The organism is Halomonas pelophila (assembly GCF_040196315.1).
In the GTDB taxonomy this organism is placed as follows: Bacteria; Pseudomonadota; Gammaproteobacteria; order Pseudomonadales; family Halomonadaceae; genus Halomonas; species Halomonas pelophila.
Genome location: NZ_JBEGCI010000006.1, coordinates 260,233 through 279,602 on the forward strand (window position 1 = coordinate 260,233; position 19,370 = coordinate 279,602).

Here is a 19,370-nt window from a genome sequence, read left to right on the forward strand (position 1 = left end):
GCAAAAGCCGTAGTCTAACCCGAGCGACGCCGTCACTTCAGGGAGCCCCGATGCCCGATACCGCCTTGCACGACTGGAACCTCGCCCCGAAGGAGGCCATCGCCCTGCAGAAGCGACTGGCGGGGCGCGTGGAGCGCGAGGATCGTCTCGACACGGTGCGCCACCTCGCCGGCGTGGACATCGGCTTCGAGCAGGATGGCGCGATCACCCGGGCGGCGGTGGTGGTGCTGGCCTGGCCGCCGGAGGCCGAGGGCGCCTTCACGGTGGTGGAGCGGGTGGTGCATCGCGAGCCGACCCGCATGCCCTACGTGCCGGGGCTGCTCTCGTTTCGCGAGGTGCCGGCGGCGCTCGGCGCCTTCGAGAAGCTCACCACCCGACCGCAGCTCGCCATGGTCGACGGCCAGGGCATCGCCCATCCGCGGCGGATCGGGGTGGCCAGTCACCTGGGGCTGTGGCTCGACCTGCCGACCATCGGCGTGGCCAAGACGCGGCTCTGCGGCCGTCACGACGAGCCTGGCCCCGCGCGGGGCGACTGGGTGCCGCTGGTGGATGGCCCGGAGGACGAGACGATCGGCGCGGTGCTGCGCTCGCGGGCGAAGGTGAAGCCGATCTTCGTCTCGCCGGGGCATCGGGTGTCGCTTCACACGGCGCTCGACTGGGTGGTGGCCTGCCTTGGGCGCACCAAGCTGCCGGAACCTACGCGGCTGGCCGATCGGCTCGCCTCGCGGCGTGACTTCAAGAAAGGTGAATGACAAGAGGAGCCCGGTCAGCCGCCGACAGGTCCCGAAGTGTCGGACCATCGAGAGGGCGCTGTGAACCCATCCCTGGGCGCTACCGACGCCCTGCTGCGCTCTCGCGTCCTGCTCCGCTTGCAGGGCCGGTGCTGGCCATCCATGGCCAGCCCGTTCGGAGGAATCCTCCTCACCCATGGCGTAGGACCCTCTCTTCGACCTGTCCTCGGCTTATCACTGCGTCGTGGCACAGCGGCTTGCCAACGGCGGCCGGGCGGCGGACCATGGCGGCCCCTTTCCAGCCTGGATGAGCGCCCATGACCGCCTCTCGCCCCGATCCCCTCGCGGCCACCCGCGCCTGGGTGGAGACCTTCGTGGTCGCCCGTGACGTCTGCCCCTTCGCCGGCCGCGAGGTGGCCCGCAACAGCATCCGCACCGTGGCGGTGCCGGCCCGCGACCGCGAGGCGGCGCTGCTGGCGCTGTTCGACGAGTGCCGCCACCTGGAGGCGACCCCCGAGGTAGAGACGACCCTGCTGGTGCTCACCGAGGGGCTCGAGGACTTCGACGACTATCTCGACCTGCTGGAGATTGCCGAGGCGCTGCTGGCCGATCAGGGCTATGAGGGCACCTTCCAGCTGGCGAGCTTCCACCCGGACTACGTCTTCGCCGACGCCGAGCCGGACGATCCCGCCAACTTCACCAACCGCTCGCCCTATCCGATGTGGCACCTGCTGCGCGAGGCGGGCCTGGAGCGGGCGCTCGAGCATCATCCCGATCCTGCGGGCATCCCCGCGCGCAACGTCGAGGCGATGCGCGAGCTGGGCCATGAGGCGCTTGCCGAGGCGCTGGCCAAGCTGCGCGGCTAGGCTCCTCCCTCCGCCTGCCGCCAGGCAGGGCCGCTACTAGACGATATCCAGCGGCGTCTTGCGGTGCGGTGCCGGGAAGGCGGCGTCGAGGCGCGCGAGGCTCGCCTCGTCCAGCTTGACGCCCAGCGCAGCGGCGTTCTGGGCCACGTGGTCGAGGCCGGTGGCCTTGGGAATGGCGATCACGTCGCGGGCGGCGTCGCCGCCCTGGCCGCGGGCGGGGCGGATCGCCCAGGCCAGCAGCAGCTGGACCGGGGTGATGCCGAGCGCCGCGGCGATGTCCGTCACCTCTGGATGAGCGAGCAGGTCGCGGCGCAGGCTGCCGGCCTGGGCCAGCGGGCAGTAGGCCATGGTGGGAATGCCGTGCTTGCGCTGCCAGGGCAGCAGCGAGTGCTCGATGCCCCGCGAGCCCAGGTGGTAGAGCACCTGGTTTATCGCGCAGGCGTCGCCGCCGGGCAGGCCGGTGAGCGTGGCCATCTCCTCGACGTCGAAGTTCGAGACCCCGAAGCGGCGGATCTTGCCCGCCTCGCGCAGCCGCTCGAAGGCCTCCAGGGTCTCCTCCAGCGGGATGCCGCCGGGCCAGTGCAGCAGGTAGAGGTCGAGGTGGTCGGTGCCCAGGCGCGAAAGGCTCGCCTCGCAGGCGGCGATGGCGCTGTCGCGCCCGGCGTTCCAGGGGTAGACCTTGGAGACCAGGAAGGCCTGGTCGCGGCGCCCCTTGAGGGCCTCGCCCACTACCTCTTCGGCGCCGCCGTCGCCGTACATCTCGGCGGTATCGATCAGGCGCAGGCCGCACTCCAGGCCATGCTGCAGGGCGTGCACCTCGTCGCGGCGCGGGGCCAGCCCCTCGCCCATGAACCAGGTGCCCTGGCCGATGGCCGGCAGCGTGACGGCGGGCTCGTGGGCGGTCGCCGCGAGGGTGACGTAAGGCGTACTCGACATGGGATCTCCTGTTCTTGGAAGTATTTTCCATTTATTCTGGTGGCACGCCGTCGACGATGCAATCGTGCGGTGTGGCCACGGGCGGCCCTGCGGGTCTATGGTGTAGTGGCTTGCCTGACCGAATCCCTTACAACGAGTAGGAGTCGACATGAGCATCAAGAAATCCGGTAGCGCCGTCTGGCAGGGCGGCCTCAAGGACGGCAAGGGGACGGTGTCCACCCAGAGCGGCGCGCTCCAGGACGTCCCCTACAGCTTCGCCAAGCGCTTCGAGGGCGAGGCCGGCTCCAACCCAGAGGAGCTGATCGGCGCCGCTCATGCGAGCTGTTACTCCATGGCCCTGTCGCTGATCCTGGGCGAGGTCGGCATGACCGCCGAGCGCATCGCCACCGAGGCCAAGGTCTCCCTGGAGGAGGTAGAGGGCGGTTTTGCCATCTCCGCCATCCACCTCGACACCGTAGCGAAGATCCCGGGCGCCGACGAGGCGGCCTTCCAGGATTCGGCCGACAAGGCCAAGGAAGGGTGCCCCGTCTCGAAGCTTTTCAACGCCGAGATCACCTTGGACGCCAAGCTCGAAGGCTGAGCGCGGGTCGAGGAGCCTATCGCCACGGCTGGTGTCAGCGGCGCGATGGCGAAGTGGTGAACAGGTGGTAAGCGCAAGCAAGAGGGCCGCCTTCGGGCGGCCCTCTTGCGTTTGGCGCGTATGGACGAGTGCGGGGGCGCGGAGCGGGTGCCGGCTGGGCTCAGTCCCGGTGGCGGCGGGCGGCGTCCACCAGGGCGCGGATCAGGCGCTGCTGGGGACGGTTGAAGATCAGCCACTCGGGGTGCCACTGCACGCCGATCAGGAAGTCGTGCTCGCGGGACTCGATGCCCTGCACCAGGCCGTCGCGGTCCCGGGCGACGATCTCGATGCCGCGGCCGGTCTTCTGCACCGCCTGGTGGTGGAGGCTGTTGATGCGACACCAGGTGACCTCGAGGATGCGGTAGAGCTGGCTGTCGGCGACGATGTCCACGGTCTTGCGCGGCAGCACGGTACGGCGGCGCTTGAGTCCCTCGTGGGTGGTGTAGATGTCCGGGTCGAGGGTGCCGCCCAGGTGCACGTTGATCAGCTGGGCGCCGCGGCAGATCCCGAGCGTCGGCGTGCCCTGGGGGATGAAGCGCTCCAGCAGCTCGAGCTCGAGCTCATCACGCTGCGGGTCGACGCGCACGTCCAGGCGCACCTCGTCGTCGTAGAGGTGGGCCTGGATGTCGTCGCCGCCGCCGATGATCAGGCCATCGAGGTGCTCGGGGACGGGGCGCGAGGGCGACAGTCGCTGCGGCCGGCCGCCGTGGCGCCACACGGCGAACCAGTCGAACCACCAGGCGATCCGGCTCTTGGCGTCGGAGGTGGTGATACCGATCAGTGGGCGTGGCGAGTGACTCATCGGGCGGAGATCCAGCGACGCAGGCGAATCAGCAGTCGGCGGGGCGCCGACGGGCGATGGCGGGCGAGAAACTGGGCGCTGCGCTCGGCCAGGGTCTCGGGGGTGTCGGCCAGCCGCTCGACCTCGAGCCAGCGGTTCCACTCGGTGACGGCCCCCCAGTCCGGCTCGGAGAGCTGGGCGTTGGGCAGGCGGTAGTGGAGGGTCGGCCGCGCCTTGACCAGCCGATTCTGCAGCAGCTCATGGGGATAGTCGGGCGCGAGATGGGCGAACAGCGGCAGCATGTCCAGTTCCCGGTTGCGGGTCGGGTTGTCCGCCAGGTAGTCGGCGATCAGCGTCTCGAGATCCGGGGCGTAGTCCGGGTCGAGGATCTTGAGGGCGTAGGCGCGGGGGAAGGGGTTGGCATGCGGCAGCACCTCCCGGGTGATGTCGACGTGGATCTGCTCGCGCAGCCAGACGGCGGTGAGCATATAGGCGCGCAAGTAGGCCAGCAGGCTCTCGACCTCGAGGCTCGGCACCTCGGGGTTGAGGTGCAGGCCGAAGCCGTAGAGCAGGCTGGCGTCGCTGCCCTTGGCGCCGTGCTGGCGCAGCGCCTCGAACAGCGCGTCCAGCTCGCCCAGCTCGTCCCAGGGCACCGGCGGACAGACGATCTCGGTGGGCACCAGGCCGGTCACCATGTCGCCGATCAACTCGCGGGTGCGGGAGTGGAAGTCGCGACGCATGCGCGCCCACTCGCTGTCGATGGCGTCCTCGGCGGCCATCACCTCCTGATCGGGGTGGGCATACTGGGTGTCGAGTTCGATGCCGAAATCCCCCCAGCGACCGCCCGTGACCTTGAGCCGATGGGGGCTCAATACCTCGATGTCGCCGCCGAACAGCGACTGCACCAGCTCGGCGGTGCGCTGCGGGGGCAGGCCGGCGAACTCGATCTCCACCCCGACGCGACGCGTCTCGCCGTCGGCATTGCGGGGTTCGGGTGGCGGTTGCGGCGTCATGTCGGCATCCTGTAGGGCATGTTGTCGGCAGCCTAACATACTGCCTCAAGAATCACGGACGCGACGCCTGTCGCGTTCCTATGCGAGTGGAGAGGGAATCTTGCCTGTAGCGCACCGGATGTTTGTTGTCTTTCGCGGCCTGCTGGTCTGGCTGCTGCTGTCGGTGCTGCTGCTTCCGGCAGTCTCGTCGGCCCAGACCTTGCCGCTGTCCGGCCTGGCCAACGGCGGCGAGCAGGCGGGCACCCACGACCCCGAGGCCTTCCAGGCCTCGCTTGACGAGGTGATCGGCACCCTGGAGAACGACGCCCAGCGCCAGGCGCTGCTCGAGAACCTGCGCCAGCTCCAGCAAGCCCACGTCGCGGCCGCCGAGGAGGGTGGGCTGACTCGCCCCCAGGGGCTGCTCGGGGCGCTGGCGGAGACCATCACCGAACTTGGCGAGCAGGCCGAGTCCGGCCACTCGCCGGTGGACGAGTGGCGCAGCCAGCTGCGCCAGGGCTGGAACGACCTGGTCGACCTGGTGGTCCAGACCGGCAATGCCGAGCTGTTGCGCTTCGTCATCGAGTTCGCCGTGCTGCTGGCGATCTGGGCCGGCCTGCTGGTGATCCTGATCGCCCTCGGGCGGCAGCTGGCCCGGCGCCGCGGCTGGCCCCTGGACCTGCCCCGGGAGCCCCGCGGCGGGCTGCTGGTGATCCACTTCCTGCGCCGCATGCTGCCCTGGACGCTGGCCTTTCTGCTGGTGCTGGGCATCGCCCAGCTGGTGCCGCCGAGCGCCGGGCGCACCGCGACCCTGGTCACCGCCTATGTGGCGCTGTGCGGTCGCACCCTGTCGGTGGTGGTGGAGACGGTGATCTCGGTGTTCACCAGCGGCCATCGCTTCACGGCGGTGCAGATCCTGCAGCACCAGAGCCTGCGCACGCTGTTCGTCATCGGCGCCCTGATCGCGCTGGGCGACGCCTTCAACTCGGCGCGGCTCTCCGGCATCATCGGCACCGACCTGGCCAGCCTGATGTCGATCCTGTCCAACATGCTGGCGGCGATGATCAGCGCGCGCTTCATCGTCCGCTTCAAGCGCCCCATCCAGCACCTGATCCGCAACCGCCCCTACGCCCTGCGCCGCGACCGCGGCACCATCGGCGAGGTGATGCGGCTGGTCGGCGGCCTGTGGCACGTGCCGGCCATGCTGCTGGTGGGCGGCTCGCTGCTGGCCATCTTCATCACCGTGGGCGACGTGGGCACGGCGCTGGCGCGCTCGATCATCTCGGCCTCGCTGCTGGTGCTGACCCTGGTGGTGACCGGCCTGATCCGTCGCCATGGGCAGCGCCGTTCCAAGCAGCGCCGCCTGAGCGACTACCGCCGGCGCCTGGAGCGCTTCGGCTACGCGCTCGCCCACGTGCTGGCCTGGATCGCCTTCGCCGAGCTCTCGCTGCAGGTGTGGGGCGCCTCGCTGATCGGTATCGGCCAGCAGGGCGTGGCCAGCGTGCGCATCGGCCAGGCGCTGCTGGCGATCGGCTTCACCCTGCTGCTGGCCTGGCTGACCTGGATCTTCGCCGACACCGCCATCCAGCGCGCCCTGACCAGCCCGGCCCGCGCCCGCGGGCGGCGGGTCAACCTGGCGCGGGCGCAGACGATCACGCCGATGATCCGCAACATCATCTTCGCCACCATCGTGATCATCGCCGCCATCGTCGGCCTGGCCAATCTCGGCGTGAACGTCACGCCGCTGCTGGCCGGTGCCGGTGTGATCGGCCTGGCCATCGGTTTCGGTGCCCAGACCCTGGTGCAGGACCTGATCACCGGCATCTTCATCCTCATCGAGGATTCGCTGGCGGTGGACGACTTCGTCAAGATCAACGGCCACATGGGCACCGTCGAAGGGCTGACCCTGCGCACCGTGCGCCTGCGCGATCTGGACGGCATCGTGCACATCATCACCTTCAGCCGCATCGAGTCGATCCATAACATGTCGCGCCAGTTCGGCATCGCCTTGATGCGCATCCGCATCCCCTACGACATGAAGATCGATGACGCGACCACGCTGATCCAGGAGACGGCCCAGCAGCTGCGCAAGGACCCGATGATGCGCCACCACATCTGGTCGCCCCTGGAGATGCAGGGCATCGACAGCTTCGAGGACGGCTGCGCCATCCTGCGGATGCGCTTTCGCACCGGGCCGGAGATGCAGTGGGACGTGGCCCGCGCCTACAACCTGCTGCTCAAGCAGCGCATGGAGGCCCTGTCGGTCGATCTCGGCGTGCCGCGGCTCAGCGTCAGCATGGAGGGCCAGGGCGGCGGTCGCCTGGACGGCACCGGCGAGGGCGCCGAGGGCCGCGACGCCAGCGGCCGCCGGCCCGGCGAGGCGGGGGCCGCCGACCCGGGCAGAGACACCAGCGCCCGGGGCGCCGCCCCGGATCCGGGGTAAGCCGGCGTGGCGACCCATGAGGTCTCGGTCGAGCGCCGCGACAGCCTGAACCTGCGCATCTCCCGGGTGCTGCGCGAGGAGAGCTCGCACCGGCTCGATGTCTATCTCTTCGTGCCGGCCGAGCTCGGCCTCAATGCCCATGTGCTCTCGGAAGAGGCGTTCTACCACGGCTCGATCCACGTCAAGCGCACCTACTACAGCGATCGTCACCGGTTGCCGCTGGTGATGAGCCGCCTGGCGGGCAAGCGCCTCGACGCCGACCAGTATCGCCTGGGGCTGAGCCTCTACGCCTACCAGTATGTGGTGGCGCTCGAGCGCTCGACCCAGACGCTGCTCGATCAGGCGCGGCGCACGCGCAAGGCCGAGAAGCGTGTCGGCGACAAGGCCGAGGTGCCCGAGGAGGCTCCCCGGTCGAACGCCGCGGAGGAGGAGGTCGCCCAGGCCGGGCGGCTGCGCGAGCAGCTCGAGGAGACCCTCGAGCTCTCCAGCGGCATCCTGCGTCGCCTGCGCCGCCAGGAGCCGAGCGACGAGAGCCTGCATCGCTACTACGCCAACATCGACAACTACCTCTCCTGGTTCACCGAGCAGCGGCTGCTGGAGCTGATCGCCCACCTGCCGCGGGGCAACGACTATCGCGAGATTCGCCAGCGCCTGCTGGGGGTCTGCCGGGGGGAGGACGAGCATCGCCGGGCGCGCGAGTACAACGCCGAGCGGGTCACCCGCGACCCGACGCGGATGTCCAACAAGATGCGCCTGCTGCGCCGGCTGATCGAGTATCCCGTGACCCTCAAGCAGCGCAGCCAGGAGCTCGGCGGCGGCGAGGAGAAGGCCGTGAAGGGCCTGGCCACGGCGGTGGTGATGGTCTTCGTCACCCTGGGCCTCTTGGAGGCGCGCGCGGCGCTGGGCGACATCACCGCGCTGTTCGTGCTGGCCCTGGCGGTGCTCTACGCGCTGCGCGAGGTGTTCAAGGACGACCTGCGCGTGACCCTCTGGCGCCTGCTGCGCCGCGGGCGACCCAAGTGGCGACGCCAGTACCTGGATGCAAACAGCAACGCCGTGCTGGGGCGCCAGCTCGAGTGGTTCGACTATCAGCGCTATCCGCGCCTCGACGAGGAGATCCGCCGGGTGCGCAAGCGCAACATGGCCCAGCGCGAGGAGGTGGTGCTGCACTACCGCTCAAGCTCACGGATGTCGCCGACGCGCTTTCTCAGCGGCTACGACCGCACTCGCGAGACGCTGACCCTGGATCTGTCGCCGTTGGCGCGGCTGATGAGCAAGGGCAGCCACCACGTCTATCGCCTCGAGGAGAAGGGGCAGGTGGTGCGCGAGCCGGTGGAGAAGCGCCACCTGATCAACCTGGTGATTCGCGAGGTGGAGGGCAACGGCACGCCGCTGCTGCAGCGCTGGAAGATCGTCATGAGCCGCTCGAAGATCGTCGATGTGGAGCTGGTGCACGAGGAGGGGCCCGAGGAAGAGGCTAAGTGAGCCACCCCCGAACGAGCCGCGTCTGAGTGGTGCATCGGTCGCGGCTCGTTCGGGTGATGTGCGTCAGCCATTCGAGCCTGGGTACAGGCGTCGAGACACTGGTGCTAGCGCTTCAGGTGTTAGAGCTTCAGGTTCTCGGGACCGAAGGAGTCCGGCAGCAGCGCCTCCATGCTGTAGTCGCGCAGCAGCCGGCCGCGGGCGTCGACCACCCGGATGCGGGTCTCGGGGGTCGCGAACTCGCGGATGCGTTGGCGGCAGTCGCCGCAGGGCGTGCAGAGGTGCTCGCCCGGGCCGATCACGTAGACCTCGCGCAGCTCGCGTTCACCGGCGCTGACCAGGGCGGCGATGGCCGAGGCCTCGGCGCAGAGTCCCTTGTAGTGGGCGACCTCGACGTTGGCGCCGGCGTAGCGCCTCCCGCTCTCGCCGATCACCAGCGCACCCACCGGATGGTGCGAATAGGGGGCATAGGCGCGCTCGCGCACGGCGATCAGCTCGCCGACGATATCCGCCTCGATCTCGCCGCTCATGCCTTATCCTCCCGGGCCGCGTCGTCGCGCAGCACGCTGTCGAGCGCGATCTCCATCATCTCGTCGAAGGTGGTGGCGCGCGCCTCGCTGGAGAGCGACTCCCCCTTGAGGATGTGATCCGATACCGTGCAGATGGTCGCGGCCCGGGCGCCGAACTCGGCGGCCACGCCATAGAGGCCGGCGGCCTCCATCTCCACGCCGACGATGCCGTAGCGCTTGAGCAGCGCGGCGGTCTCGGGGCGCGGGTCGTAGAAGAGATCCGCCGAGAAGAGGTTGCCCACCTTCACCGGCACGCCCAGCGCCGCAGCCGCGTCCGCCGCGTGGCGGGTCAGGTCGAAGTCGGCGGTGGCGGCGAAGTCCATGCCGGCAAAGCGCGTGCGGTTGACGCCGGAATCGGTGCAGGCGCCGAGGCCAATCACCACGTCGCGCACCGCCACGTCGTCGCGCACCGCGCCGCAGGAGCCGACCCGGATCAGCCGCGTCACGCCGTACTCGGTGATCAGCTCCTTGGCATAGATCGACACCGACGGGATGCCCATGCCGTGGCCCATCACCGAGATCGGCCGGCCCCGGTAGGTGCCGGTGTAGCCGGACATGCGGCGCACCGTGTTCACCTCGCGCACCTCTTCGAGGAAGGTCTCGGCGATGTAGCGGGCGCGCAGCGGATCGCCGGGCATCAGCACGGTATCGGCGAAGTCGCCGCGTTCGGCGTTGATATGGGGCGTGGCCATCAGTCGGCTCCTGTGTCAGCGGGTCGGAGAAAGCTTTTCGCGGCATGGGGAAGAAAGCTCTCGCCGTCGTCCATGGGCGGCAGGCCCAGGTGCGCCGCCAGGCTCTGGCCGATATCGGCGAAGCTCGCCCGCGCACCCAGCGAGCCGGGGGCGAGCCCGGCGCCGAGGGCCAGCATCGGGATGTGCTCGCGGGTGTGATCGGTGCCGGCCCAGGTGGGGTCGCAGCCGTGGTCGGCGGTGAGGATCAGCAGGTCGTCGTCCTCGAGGCGGGCCAGCAGCTCCGGCAGCCGGGCATCGAAGGCCTCCAGCGCGGCGGCGTAGCCGGCCACGTCGCGGCGATGGCCGAAGAGCATGTCGAAGTCGACGAAGTTGGTCATGATCAGCGAGCGCTCGCCGGCCTCATCCATGGCCGCCAGTGTGGCGTCCATCAGGGCGTCGTGGCCGCTCGCCTTGATCGTTTGCGAGATGCCGCAGTGGGCGTAGATGTCGGCGATCTTGCCGATGGCGATCACCGTGCCGCCGTCGTCATGCAGCCGCTGCAGCACCGTGGGGGCGGGCGGCTCGACGCTGTAGTCGCGGCGATTGGCGGTGCGGGCGAAGGTCGCCTCGCGATCGCCAGTAAACGGGCGCGCGATCACCCGTCCGATGTTGTAGGGCTCGAGCAGCCCTCTTGCGATCTCGCACACCTCATAGAGTCGCTCCAGGCCGAAGGCCTCCTCGTGGGCGGCGATCTGGAACACCGAGTCCGCCGAGGTATAGACGATGGGCTTGCCGCTCGCGACGTGCGCCTCGCCGAGCCGGGCGATGATCTCGGTGCCGGAGGCGTGGCAGTCGCCGAGCACGCCGGGCAGCTCGGCCGCCTCGATCAGGGCGTTGATGAGCTCGGCGGGGAAGCTCTGCTCGCGATCCGGGAAATAGCCCCAGTCGAAGCGCACCGGCACGCCGGCGATCTCCCAGTGACCGGAGGGGGTGTCCTTGCCCGAGGAGAGTTCACGGGCGTGACCGTAGGCGCCGATCACCTCGGCCGGCGCCGCAACGCCCTCGGCCCAGCGGCCGGTGCTCTCGCGGTGGGCATGCAAGAGCCCGAGCCGAGCCAGGTTCGGCAGCGCGAGCGGGCCGTGGCGGCCCGGGCCGTCTGCGTCTGCTGCAAGATCGGCCTCCCCCCGGGCGCAGGCGGCGGCGATATGGCCCAGGGTGTCGGCGCCGGCATCGCCGAAGCGTTCGGCATCCGGCGTGGCGCCGATGCCGAAGGAGTCGAGGACCAGCACGATGGCGCGGCTCATGGCACCTCCCGACGGATCACGTCGTGGGTCAGGGGGGGCAGGGCAACCCGCTCGTCGCCGACGCTCATGGCGTCGCGCAGCTGTCGCCCGGCCGTTTCAGCATCGTCCACGCTGGCGGCATGGACCAGCGCCAGGGGGCGGTCGCCGTCGACGACCTCGTCAAGCGAGGCGATGCGCGAGAGGCCGACGGCGGGATCGATGGCCGCGCCCGGCGTGCGCCGCCCCCCGCCGAGGCTCACCACGGCGAGGCCCAGCGCGCGGGTGTCGATGGCCTGCACCCGCCCGGGCCGCTCGGCGTAGATGGCGCGCACCACCGGGGCCTCCGGCAGGTGGGCGGCGGGGCGCTCGAGCAGATCGCTCGGCCCGCCTAGCCCCGCCACCATGCGCGCGAAGCGCTCGGCGGCCGCCCCGGAGGCGAGGGTGTCGTCCAGGCGCGCCAGGGCGGCCTCGTGAGACTCGGCCAGGCGGCCGGCCATCAGCAGCTCGGCGGCCAGGGTGCGCGTCACCTCGAGCAGCCGACCGTGGCGCTTCTCGCCGCTCAGCAGGCGGATCGCCTCGTGCACCTCCAGGGCATTGCCGGCGCGGGGCGCCAGCGGCTGGCTCATGTCGGTGACCAGCGCCGTGGTGCGGGTGCCGGCGCGACTCGCCACCTCGGCGATGGTCGCGGCGAGTTCCCGGGCGGCGTTGGCGCCGGGCATGAAGGCGCCGCTGCCCACCTTGACGTCCATCACCAGGCCGTCGAGGCCGCAGGCGAGCTTCTTGCCGAGGATCGAGCTCACGATCAGCGGCAGCGACTCCACCGTGGCGGTGACGTCGCGTACCGCGTAGAGGCGACGGTCGGCCGGGGCGAGGTCGGCGGTCTGGCCGATGATCGCCACGCCGACCTCGCGCACCAGGCGGCGGAAGGTGGCGGTGTCGGGGCTCACCGAGTAGCCCGGGATCGCCTCGAGCTTGTCCAGGGTGCCGCCGGTGTGACCCAGGCCGCGCCCGGAGACCATCGGCACGTGGCCGCCGCAGGCGGCGATCCAGGGCCCCAGCACCAGCGAGACCAGGTCGCCCACCCCGCCGGTGGAGTGCTTGTCGAGCACCGGCCCCGAGAGGTCGAGGCCGGACCAGTCGAGCACCTCGCCGGAGTCGCGGATCGCCTCGGTCAGGGCCACCGTCTCGTCGGCGGTCATGCCCTTGAGGAATACCGCCATGGCGAGCGCCCCCACCTGGGCATCGGAGAGCCGGCCGTCGGTGATGCCGGCGACCAGCTCATCGATCGCCGCGCGATCGAGCGCCTGGCCGTCGCGCTTGGCGCGGATCAGCTCCTGGGGTAGCGACGGAGAGGGCAGGGCGGCCGCGCTCATCAGGCGCCTCCGGCCTTCCCGGTATCGACCTCGAGGGTCGCGAGCAGGTCGTCGAGCAGGCTTGATGCGCCGAAGCGGAAGTGCGCCGGGGTGAGCCAGGCCACGCCCATCAGGCGCTCGGCGAGCTTCAGGTAGGCCAGGGCGTCCTCGACGGTGCGCACGCCGCCGGCCGCCTTGAAGCCGGCGTCGGTGCCGCTGTCGCGAATCGCGGTCAGCATGACCTCGGCGGCCTCGAGGGTGGCGTTGACGTCCACCTTGCCGGTGGAGGTCTTGAGGAAGTCGGCGCCGCCCTCGAGGGCCAGCTCGCTGGCGCGGCGGATCAGCGCCGGGTCCTTGAGCTCGCCGGTCTCGAGGATCACCTTGAGCACGGCGTCACCGGCGGCCTGCTTGCAGAAGGCGACCAGGTCGCGACCGGTCTCCTCGTCGCCGGCCAGCAGGGCGCGCCAGGGGAAGACCACGTCCACCTCGTCGGCGCCAGACGCCGCGGCGCTGCGGGTCGCTCGGGCGGCGGCCATGATGTCGTCGCCGCCGTGGGGGAAGTTGGTGACCGTGGCCACCTTGACGATGCCCTGGAGGCCGTGGGCCTTCAGCGCGCGCTGTGCGGTGACCACGAAGTCCGGATAAACGCAGATCGCCGCCGGGGTGCCGGCCGGAGTCCTGGCGCGCTGGCACAGAGCCTCGATGGTGGCGTCGGTGTCGTCGTCGTTGAGGCTGGTGAGGTCCATCAGCGCCAGGGCCTGGCGTGCGGCCTGTTGCAGTTCGGTCATGGGGGCTCCGGTATGGCGAGAGAGTGCGTGAAAAATGGGGGCGTTGTAGTGCCGTCGTCGCCCGCCGCAGAGGGCCGACGACGGCGCGGTCAGGCGGCGGCCAGGGCCAGGAAGAAGCCGGCCAGGGATGCCGACATCAGGTTCGAGAGGGTGCCGGCCAGCACCGCCTTGAGGCCGAAGCGCGCGATCTCGTGGCGGCGGCTCGGCGCGATGCTGCCCAGCCCCCCGAGCAGGATAGCGATCGAGGAGAGGTTGGCGAAGCCGCACAGGGCGAAGGAGAGGATCGCCATGGTATGGGGCGTCATGATCTGCCCGGTGGCGGCCACCAGCTGCTCGCCCTCGAGGTAGGGGGCCAGGTTGATATAGGCCACGAACTCGTTGACCACCAGCTTCTGGCCGATGAACGAGCCGGCGAGCGTCGCCTCCTCCCAGGGCACGCCGAGCAGGAAGGCGAGCGGCGAGAAGAGCCAGCCGAGGATCAGCTCCAGGCTCAGCGACTCCATACCAAACCAGCCGCCGATGCCACCGAGCATGCCGTTGAGCAGGGCGATCAGGCCGATGAAGGCGAGCAGCATGGCGCCGACGTTGGCCGCCAGCATCAGGCCGGAGCTGGCGCCGGCCGCGGCGGCGTCCAGCACGTTACTGGGGTGGTCCTCGTCCGCGTCGAGGCGCTCCTCCGCGGCGGAGACGCTGTCCTCCGGCTCCTGGGTCTCGGGCATCAGTAGCTTGGCGAACAGCAGCCCGCCGGGCGCCGCCATGAAGGAGGCCGCCACCAGGTACTCCATGGGGATGCCGAGCGCGGCATAGCCGGCCAGCACCGAGCCCGCCACCGAGGCGAGCCCGCCGCACATCACCGCGAACAGCTGCGACGGGGTCATGCGCTCGATGAAGGGCCGCACCACCAATGGCGCCTCGGTCTGGCCGACGAAGATGTTGGCGGTGGCGGAGAGCGACTCGGTGCGCGAGGTGCCCAGCGCCTTCTGCAGGGCGCCGCCGAGGATGCGGATGATCCACTGCATGATGCCCAGGTAATAGAGCACGGCGGTCAGCGAGGAGAAGAAGATGATTACCGGCAGTACCTTGATGGCGAACACGAAGCCGGTGGCCTCGACGTCGGCCAGGCCGCCGAACACGAAGTCGATGCCGTCGTTGACGTAGAGCACCACCTGGCTGACGGCATCGGAGACGGTGGCGAGCACCGCCTGGCCGACCGGCACGTAGAGCACGAAGGCGCCGATGCCGGCCTGGATGGCGAAGGCGCCCAGCACGGTACGCAGGCGAATCGCGCGGCGGTCGGAGGAGAACAGCAGGGCGATGGCGACCAGGGTCACCATGCCGACCACGCTCATGAAGAGGGTCATGGGGCACCTATCCGATGGGGCGGCCTGGAGGGCAGGCAGGCGGGTGAATGTGACGCTTGAGTGTGAAGTGAAAACTATCACATTCAGTGTTATTTTTTTAACATCTTTCAGTCATCGTAGGTCGTTTTCCGGGACTGAAAACGGCGCTGTACACGGGGCATCAGGAGAGTCGCAGCCGATGAACGAACGCAGTGCCCGGCGCCTCGCTCGGCTGAGTGAGGCCCTCGCCCATGGCGGCAGCCTGCGGCTGCACGAGGCCGCCGTGCTGTGCGGCGTCTCGCCGATGACCATCCGCCGCGACCTGGCCGCCTCCGAGGGCGGGCTGCAGCTGATGGGGGGCCACCTGGTGCGCAGCGACGATCCGCGCTATGCGCCGGTCTACGACCTGGCCGCCCAGCAGGATCGCCACGCCGCGGCCAAGCGCCGCCTTTGCCGGCTGGCGCTCGAGCGCATCGCGCCCGGTGACACCCTGTTCATCGACTGCGGCACGACCCTGATGCCCCTCGCCGCCAGCCTCCCCCGCGACCAGTCGCTGACCGTGGTGACCTATGCCCTCAACGTGGCCGAGGCGGTGAGCCTGCTCCCCGGGGTGCGCCTGATCCTGCTGGGCGGGCTCTATCACGGCTCGTCGCGCTCCTTCTCTGGCGACGAGGTGGACGCCGCCATCCGCCGCCTCGGCATCAACCAGGCCTTCCTCTCCGCCGCGGGCGTGCATGAGCGCCAGGGCCTGACCTGTTTCCACTTCCACGAGGTGGCGCCCAAGCAGGCGGCCATCGCCACCGCGGCGAGGCGCCTGCTGGTGGTGGACGAGAGCAAGCTCGGCGTCATCCGCCCGGTGCGCTTCGCCGGGCTCGGTGACATCGACGAGATCATCAGCGACGGCGAGGGCGCCGAGCGCCTCGCTGCGGGCGCGGCCGCGCGGCCCTGAGGTGTTGGCTGCAGGGGGCGCGGAAAGCTGTCCGGTATCAAGGCAGGGCGCTCGAAGGATTGCTAACTTTAAAGGTGACTCACCGAGAACAACGACTGCCCATCGTCTGGAGACACGCCCTATGCAAGCCGCAGATGTCATGACGACCAACGTGATCACCGTCACCCCCGACAGCGATGTCGGCGAGATCGCCAGCCTGCTGCTGGAACACGGCATCAGCGCCGTCCCGGTGGTCGATGCCGACGACCGAGTGCTCGGCATCGTGAGCGAGGGGGACCTGATGGCACGGATCGAGCCGAAGGAGGACGAGCGTCGCTCCTGGTGGCTCAGGATCTTCAGCGGCGGCGGCGACGCCGTGGACTACGTGAAGACCCACGGGCGCAAGGCGGGCCAGATCATGACCCCCAACCCCCTCACCGTGGGCGAGAACGAGCCGCTGCACCATATTGCCTCGCTGCTCGAGAAGCGCCGCATCAAGCGGGTGCCGGTGGTGCGCGACGGCAAGCTGGTGGGCATCGTCAGCCGCTCCAACCTGCTGCGCGGTTTCTCCGTGGGGCGCCAGCCGGCCGGCGGCGACGACGACCGCGCGATCCGCGACGCCATCCTCAAGGAGGTCGACGAGAATACCGGGGTGCTGGTCGATCGCCTCAACGTCATCGTCGCCGATGGCAAGGTGCAGCTGTGGGGGCTCGTCGAGAGCAAGGAGCAGCGCTGGGCCGTGCAGGTCGCCGCGGAGAACATCGACGGCGTCAAGGAGATCGAGAACAACCTGGGCTTCGTCCCGCGAGGCGTCGGGGCGGTCTGACCCTCGACCGCGCCGAGCTCGTCCTTAGTTCGCGCAAGCTCGACACCAACGCCAGCGGGGCGGCCAAGAGGCCGCCCCGCTGTCTTTCAGTTCATCCGCTGTGTGCCGCGGCGTGCCGTCTCGAACGCTATCGTGAAACTACGCCTTGGCGGCGTGCACCTTGGAAAGCGCCGTCTCCAGGCTCTCCAGGGTGCGCTCCGGGTGGTGGAGCTTGTCGAGGCCGAACAGGCCGATGCGGAAGGTGCGGAAGTTATCGCCCTCGTCGCACATCAGCGGCACGCCGGCGGCGACCTGAACGCCGGCCTCGAGGAACTTGGCGACGATCGCCTCGTCCTCGGCGTAGCTGACCACCACGCCCGGCGCCTCGAAGCCCGGCGCGGCCACGCTCTTGTAGCCGTGCTTGGCGAGCATCTCGCGCACCAGGCGGCCGACCTCGCGCTGCTCCTCGTAGACGCGATCGAAGCCGTACTGCCGGGTCTCGTTCATCACGTCGCGCAGCTGGCGCAGGCCGTCGGTGGGCAGGGTGGCGTGGTAGGCGTGCCCGCCGCCCTCGTAGGTCTCCATGATCGACAGCCACTTCTTCAGGTCGCAGGCGAAGCTGGTGCTGGTGGTCTCCTCGATGATCTCGCGCGCCTGGCGAGAGAGCATGACCATGCCGCAGCAGGGGCTGCCGCTCCAGCCCTTCTGGGGAGCGCTGACCAGCACGTCGACGCCGACGTCCTGCATGTCGACCCAGAGGGTGCCGGAGGCGATGCAGTCGAGCACCAGCAGGCCGCCCTGGTCGTGGATGGCGTCGGCGATCTTCTGCAGGTAGTCGTCCGGCAGCAGCATGCCCGAGGAGGTCTCGACGTGGGGCGCGAAGACGATGTCCGGCTGCTGTTCGCGGATTGCCTCGACCACGTCCTCGATGGGCGGCGGCGCGAAGGGCGAGGTGACGTCGTCCTCGTCCACCCGGCGAGCCTTGAGCACGTTGACGTCGGAGGGGATCTTGCCCATCGACAGGATCTGGCTCCAGCGGTAGCTGAACCAGCCGTTGCGGATCACCAGGCAGCGACGGTCCTTGGCGAACTGGCGCGCCACGGCTTCCATGGCGAAGGTGCCGCTGCCGGGCACGATGACCGTCGAGTGCGCGTGGTAAACCTCCTTCAGCGTGGCGGACACGTCGCGCATCACGCCCTGGAAGCTCTTTGACATGTGGTTCAGTGCGCGATCGGTATAGACCACCGAATACTCGAGCAGTCCATCGGGGTCGACATCGGGTAGCAGTCCGGCCATTGCGGTCTCCCTGTTGTGGTACGGGCCATTGCGTATGCCTCAGAGCATATTCGCAATCACGCGCTCAGGCCAGTCGGCGACGGTCTGACGGGCGGCGGCTCAGCGCTCGCCGGCGACGGCCTGGGCGGCGTCGGACAGCGCCTCGCGATTGATGGCGGCGATCTGCTCGGCGGCGCGCTGCAGGGCGGGCAGGCACTCCAGTGCCTTGTCGCGGGTCATGCGCATGATCGGCGCCTGAATCGCCAGGCCGGTGTTAGAGGGCCCGTCGGGGTTGGGCGCCAGCACCGCGATGCACAGCAGTCCCGGCAGGAACTCCTCGTCGTCGAAGGCGAAGCCCTGGCGCCCCACGGTCTCGATCTCGGCCTCGAGGGCCTCAGGGTTGACGAGGGTGTTGCGCGTGAAGCCCTCCAGCGTCAGCTCGTTGAGCAGCCGCCGACGCTGGGCGGGCGCCATCTGGGCGAGGAAGAGCTTGCCGCTGGCCGAGCAGTGCACCGGCACCCGGGAGCCGGGGTGCAGATAGAAGCGCAGCGGCGCCGAGGTCTCCACGCGATCGAGATAGAGCACCTCGCCGCCGGAGAGCGCGGTGATGTTGCAGCTCTCGCCGACGTCGTCGACCAGCTTGCGCAGCACCGCGTGCCGGGCCCCATGCACGGTGTCGTTGAGCAGCAGCGACTCGGCCAGGCGGCGCAGGCGGCTGCCCTTGCTGTAGTGGCGCCCATCGGCCTCGCGCTGCAGCATCCCCGAGGTCTCGAGCTGCTGGAGCATGCGGTGCAGGGTGGGCTTGGGCAGGCCGGTCTCCTCGACCATGCTCTGGAGCGTGAAGAACTGGTCCTTCCCCGCGATCACCTCTAGCAGGGCCAGCAGGCGCTGTGCCGGCGTATCGCCCTCGAGGCGGCTCATCTCGGATTTGGTCGTCATATCGGCTCTCCCTTTGGCCTCAAAGGTAATTTGTTCCTGAAAAGAAATCAATTTGTACCGTTTTATGGAATTTCGTTGACGAGCCGCCGGCGGAGCGCTACGTTTTAATCAGGTTCCATATATCGGAACCCTTGGTATTAGAAACAAAGACTCGGTATCAGAAAATAACGATATGGCGCACGAACGCCAGATCCGACACCCAGCGCTCCCGTGGAGGTTCCCATGAGCACCGATAACACCGCAGACACCCGCCAGGTCGTGAAAGGCAAGCAGACGATGACGCCCTCGGAGGCCTTCGTGGAGACCCTGGTCGCCAACGGGGTGACCGACATGTTCGGCATCATGGGCTCGGCCTTCATGGACGCCATGGACATCTTCGCCCCGGCCGGCATCCGCCTGATCCCGGTGGTCCACGAGCAGGGCGCGGCGCACATGGCCGACGGCTATGCTCGCGTCTCCGGCCGCCACGGCACGGTGATCGGCCAGAACGGCCCCGGCATCTCCAACGCCGTGACCGGCATCGCCGCGGCCTACTGGGCGCACACCCCGGTGGTCATCGTCACCCCCGAGACG

The 19,370-nt window shown here is 69.6% G+C and carries 19 protein-coding genes; 8 read left to right on the plus strand and 11 right to left on the minus strand.

The window, feature by feature from the left end; all coding sequences use genetic code 11:
- Positions 1–50 precede the first annotated feature (50 nt).
- Together nfi and ABE957_RS09160 are read left to right on the plus strand one after the other, a co-directional pair.
- Entirely contained in the window at positions 51–752 is a 702-nt protein-coding gene (gene nfi, locus ABE957_RS09155; RefSeq protein WP_349758358.1) for a deoxyribonuclease V, read from the plus strand.
- A 296-nt stretch (positions 753–1,048) separates the two neighbouring features.
- Entirely contained in the window at positions 1,049–1,597 is a 549-nt protein-coding gene (locus tag ABE957_RS09160; protein ID WP_349758359.1) for a DUF1415 domain-containing protein, read from the plus strand.
- Positions 1,598–1,633: 36 nt separating this feature from the next.
- Here ABE957_RS09160 and ABE957_RS09165 read toward each other — a convergent pair whose 3' ends face one another.
- Entirely contained in the window at positions 1,634–2,533 is a 900-nt protein-coding gene (locus ABE957_RS09165; RefSeq protein ID WP_349758360.1) for an aldo/keto reductase, read from the minus strand.
- A 148-nt stretch (positions 2,534–2,681) separates the two neighbouring features.
- Between ABE957_RS09165 and ABE957_RS09170 the strand changes: the two genes are divergently transcribed.
- Positions 2,682–3,113, plus strand: coding sequence for an OsmC family protein (locus tag ABE957_RS09170; protein ID WP_349758361.1), 432 nt, complete (start codon positions 2,682–2,684; stop codon positions 3,111–3,113).
- Positions 3,114–3,273: 160 nt separating this feature from the next.
- Here ABE957_RS09170 and ABE957_RS09175 read toward each other — a convergent pair whose 3' ends face one another.
- Entirely contained in the window at positions 3,274–3,954 is a 681-nt protein-coding gene (locus tag ABE957_RS09175) for a gamma-glutamyl-gamma-aminobutyrate hydrolase family protein (protein ID WP_349758362.1), read from the minus strand.
- Positions 3,951–4,946, minus strand: a complete 996-nt coding sequence (locus ABE957_RS09180) for an amidoligase family protein (RefSeq protein ID WP_349758363.1) — start codon at positions 4,944–4,946, stop codon at positions 3,951–3,953. The genes ABE957_RS09175 and ABE957_RS09180 overlap by 4 nt, the downstream gene beginning before the upstream one ends.
- Before the next feature lie 118 nt (positions 4,947–5,064).
- On the opposite strand from ABE957_RS09180, the gene ABE957_RS09185 reads away from it, so the two are divergent.
- Together ABE957_RS09185 and ABE957_RS09190 are read left to right on the plus strand one after the other, a co-directional pair.
- A complete protein-coding gene (locus tag ABE957_RS09185; RefSeq protein ID WP_349758381.1) occupies positions 5,065–7,365 on the plus strand; it encodes a mechanosensitive ion channel domain-containing protein in 2,301 nt (766 codons plus the stop codon).
- A gap of 6 nt (positions 7,366–7,371) precedes the next feature.
- Positions 7,372–8,850 carry a hypothetical protein gene (locus tag ABE957_RS09190; RefSeq protein WP_349758364.1) on the plus strand — a complete coding sequence of 493 codons (1,479 nt, stop codon included), beginning with the start codon at positions 7,372–7,374 and terminating at the stop codon, positions 8,848–8,850.
- A gap of 119 nt (positions 8,851–8,969) precedes the next feature.
- Here ABE957_RS09190 and cdd read toward each other — a convergent pair whose 3' ends face one another.
- The 6 genes from cdd to ABE957_RS09220 form a co-directional block, all read right to left on the minus strand.
- Complete coding sequence (gene cdd, locus ABE957_RS09195; protein WP_349758365.1) at positions 8,970–9,377, minus strand: cytidine deaminase; 408 nt, start codon at positions 9,375–9,377, stop codon at positions 8,970–8,972.
- Positions 9,374–10,108, minus strand: a complete 735-nt coding sequence (deoD, locus tag ABE957_RS09200; RefSeq protein WP_349758366.1) for a purine-nucleoside phosphorylase — start codon at positions 10,106–10,108, stop codon at positions 9,374–9,376. The genes cdd and deoD overlap by 4 nt, the downstream gene beginning before the upstream one ends.
- A complete protein-coding gene (locus ABE957_RS09205; RefSeq protein WP_349758367.1) occupies positions 10,108–11,391 on the minus strand; it encodes a phosphopentomutase in 1,284 nt (427 codons plus the stop codon). Before ABE957_RS09205 ends, deoD begins: the two co-directional genes overlap by 1 nt.
- Entirely contained in the window at positions 11,388–12,743 is a 1,356-nt protein-coding gene (deoA, locus tag ABE957_RS09210) for a thymidine phosphorylase (protein ID WP_349758368.1), read from the minus strand. The genes ABE957_RS09205 and deoA overlap by 4 nt, the downstream gene beginning before the upstream one ends.
- Positions 12,743–13,510 (minus strand): deoxyribose-phosphate aldolase, encoded by a 768-nt coding sequence (deoC, locus tag ABE957_RS09215; protein ID WP_349758369.1) that lies wholly within the window; start codon positions 13,508–13,510, stop codon positions 12,743–12,745. Before deoC ends, deoA begins: the two co-directional genes overlap by 1 nt.
- 89 nt (positions 13,511–13,599) lie before the next feature.
- Positions 13,600–14,871 carry a NupC/NupG family nucleoside CNT transporter gene (locus ABE957_RS09220; protein ID WP_349758370.1) on the minus strand — a complete coding sequence of 424 codons (1,272 nt, stop codon included), beginning with the start codon at positions 14,869–14,871 and terminating at the stop codon, positions 13,600–13,602.
- 178 nt (positions 14,872–15,049) lie between these two features.
- Here ABE957_RS09220 and ABE957_RS09225 point away from each other — a divergent pair, with 178 nt between their 5' ends.
- Together ABE957_RS09225 and ABE957_RS09230 are read left to right on the plus strand one after the other, a co-directional pair.
- Complete coding sequence (locus tag ABE957_RS09225; RefSeq protein ID WP_349758371.1) at positions 15,050–15,799, plus strand: DeoR/GlpR family DNA-binding transcription regulator; 750 nt, start codon at positions 15,050–15,052, stop codon at positions 15,797–15,799.
- Positions 15,800–15,920: 121 nt separating this feature from the next.
- The gene (locus tag ABE957_RS09230) at positions 15,921–16,604 is read left to right on the plus strand and encodes a CBS domain-containing protein (protein WP_349758372.1); all 684 of its coding nucleotides are present in this window, start codon (positions 15,921–15,923) and stop codon (positions 16,602–16,604) included.
- A 138-nt stretch (positions 16,605–16,742) separates the two neighbouring features.
- Here ABE957_RS09230 and ABE957_RS09235 read toward each other — a convergent pair whose 3' ends face one another.
- Together ABE957_RS09235 and ABE957_RS09240 are read right to left on the minus strand one after the other, a co-directional pair.
- Complete coding sequence (locus tag ABE957_RS09235) at positions 16,743–17,879, minus strand: aminotransferase class V-fold PLP-dependent enzyme (protein WP_349758373.1); 1,137 nt, start codon at positions 17,877–17,879, stop codon at positions 16,743–16,745.
- A 99-nt stretch (positions 17,880–17,978) separates the two neighbouring features.
- Positions 17,979–18,797: an IclR family transcriptional regulator gene (locus ABE957_RS09240; RefSeq protein WP_349758374.1), complete on the minus strand. Its 819-nt coding sequence runs from the start codon at positions 18,795–18,797 to the stop codon at positions 17,979–17,981.
- 222 nt (positions 18,798–19,019) lie between these two features.
- Between ABE957_RS09240 and ABE957_RS09245 the strand changes: the two genes are divergently transcribed.
- Positions 19,020–19,370 (plus strand): thiamine pyrophosphate-binding protein (locus ABE957_RS09245; protein ID WP_349758375.1); only part of this gene is annotated, 351 nt, incomplete at its 3' end.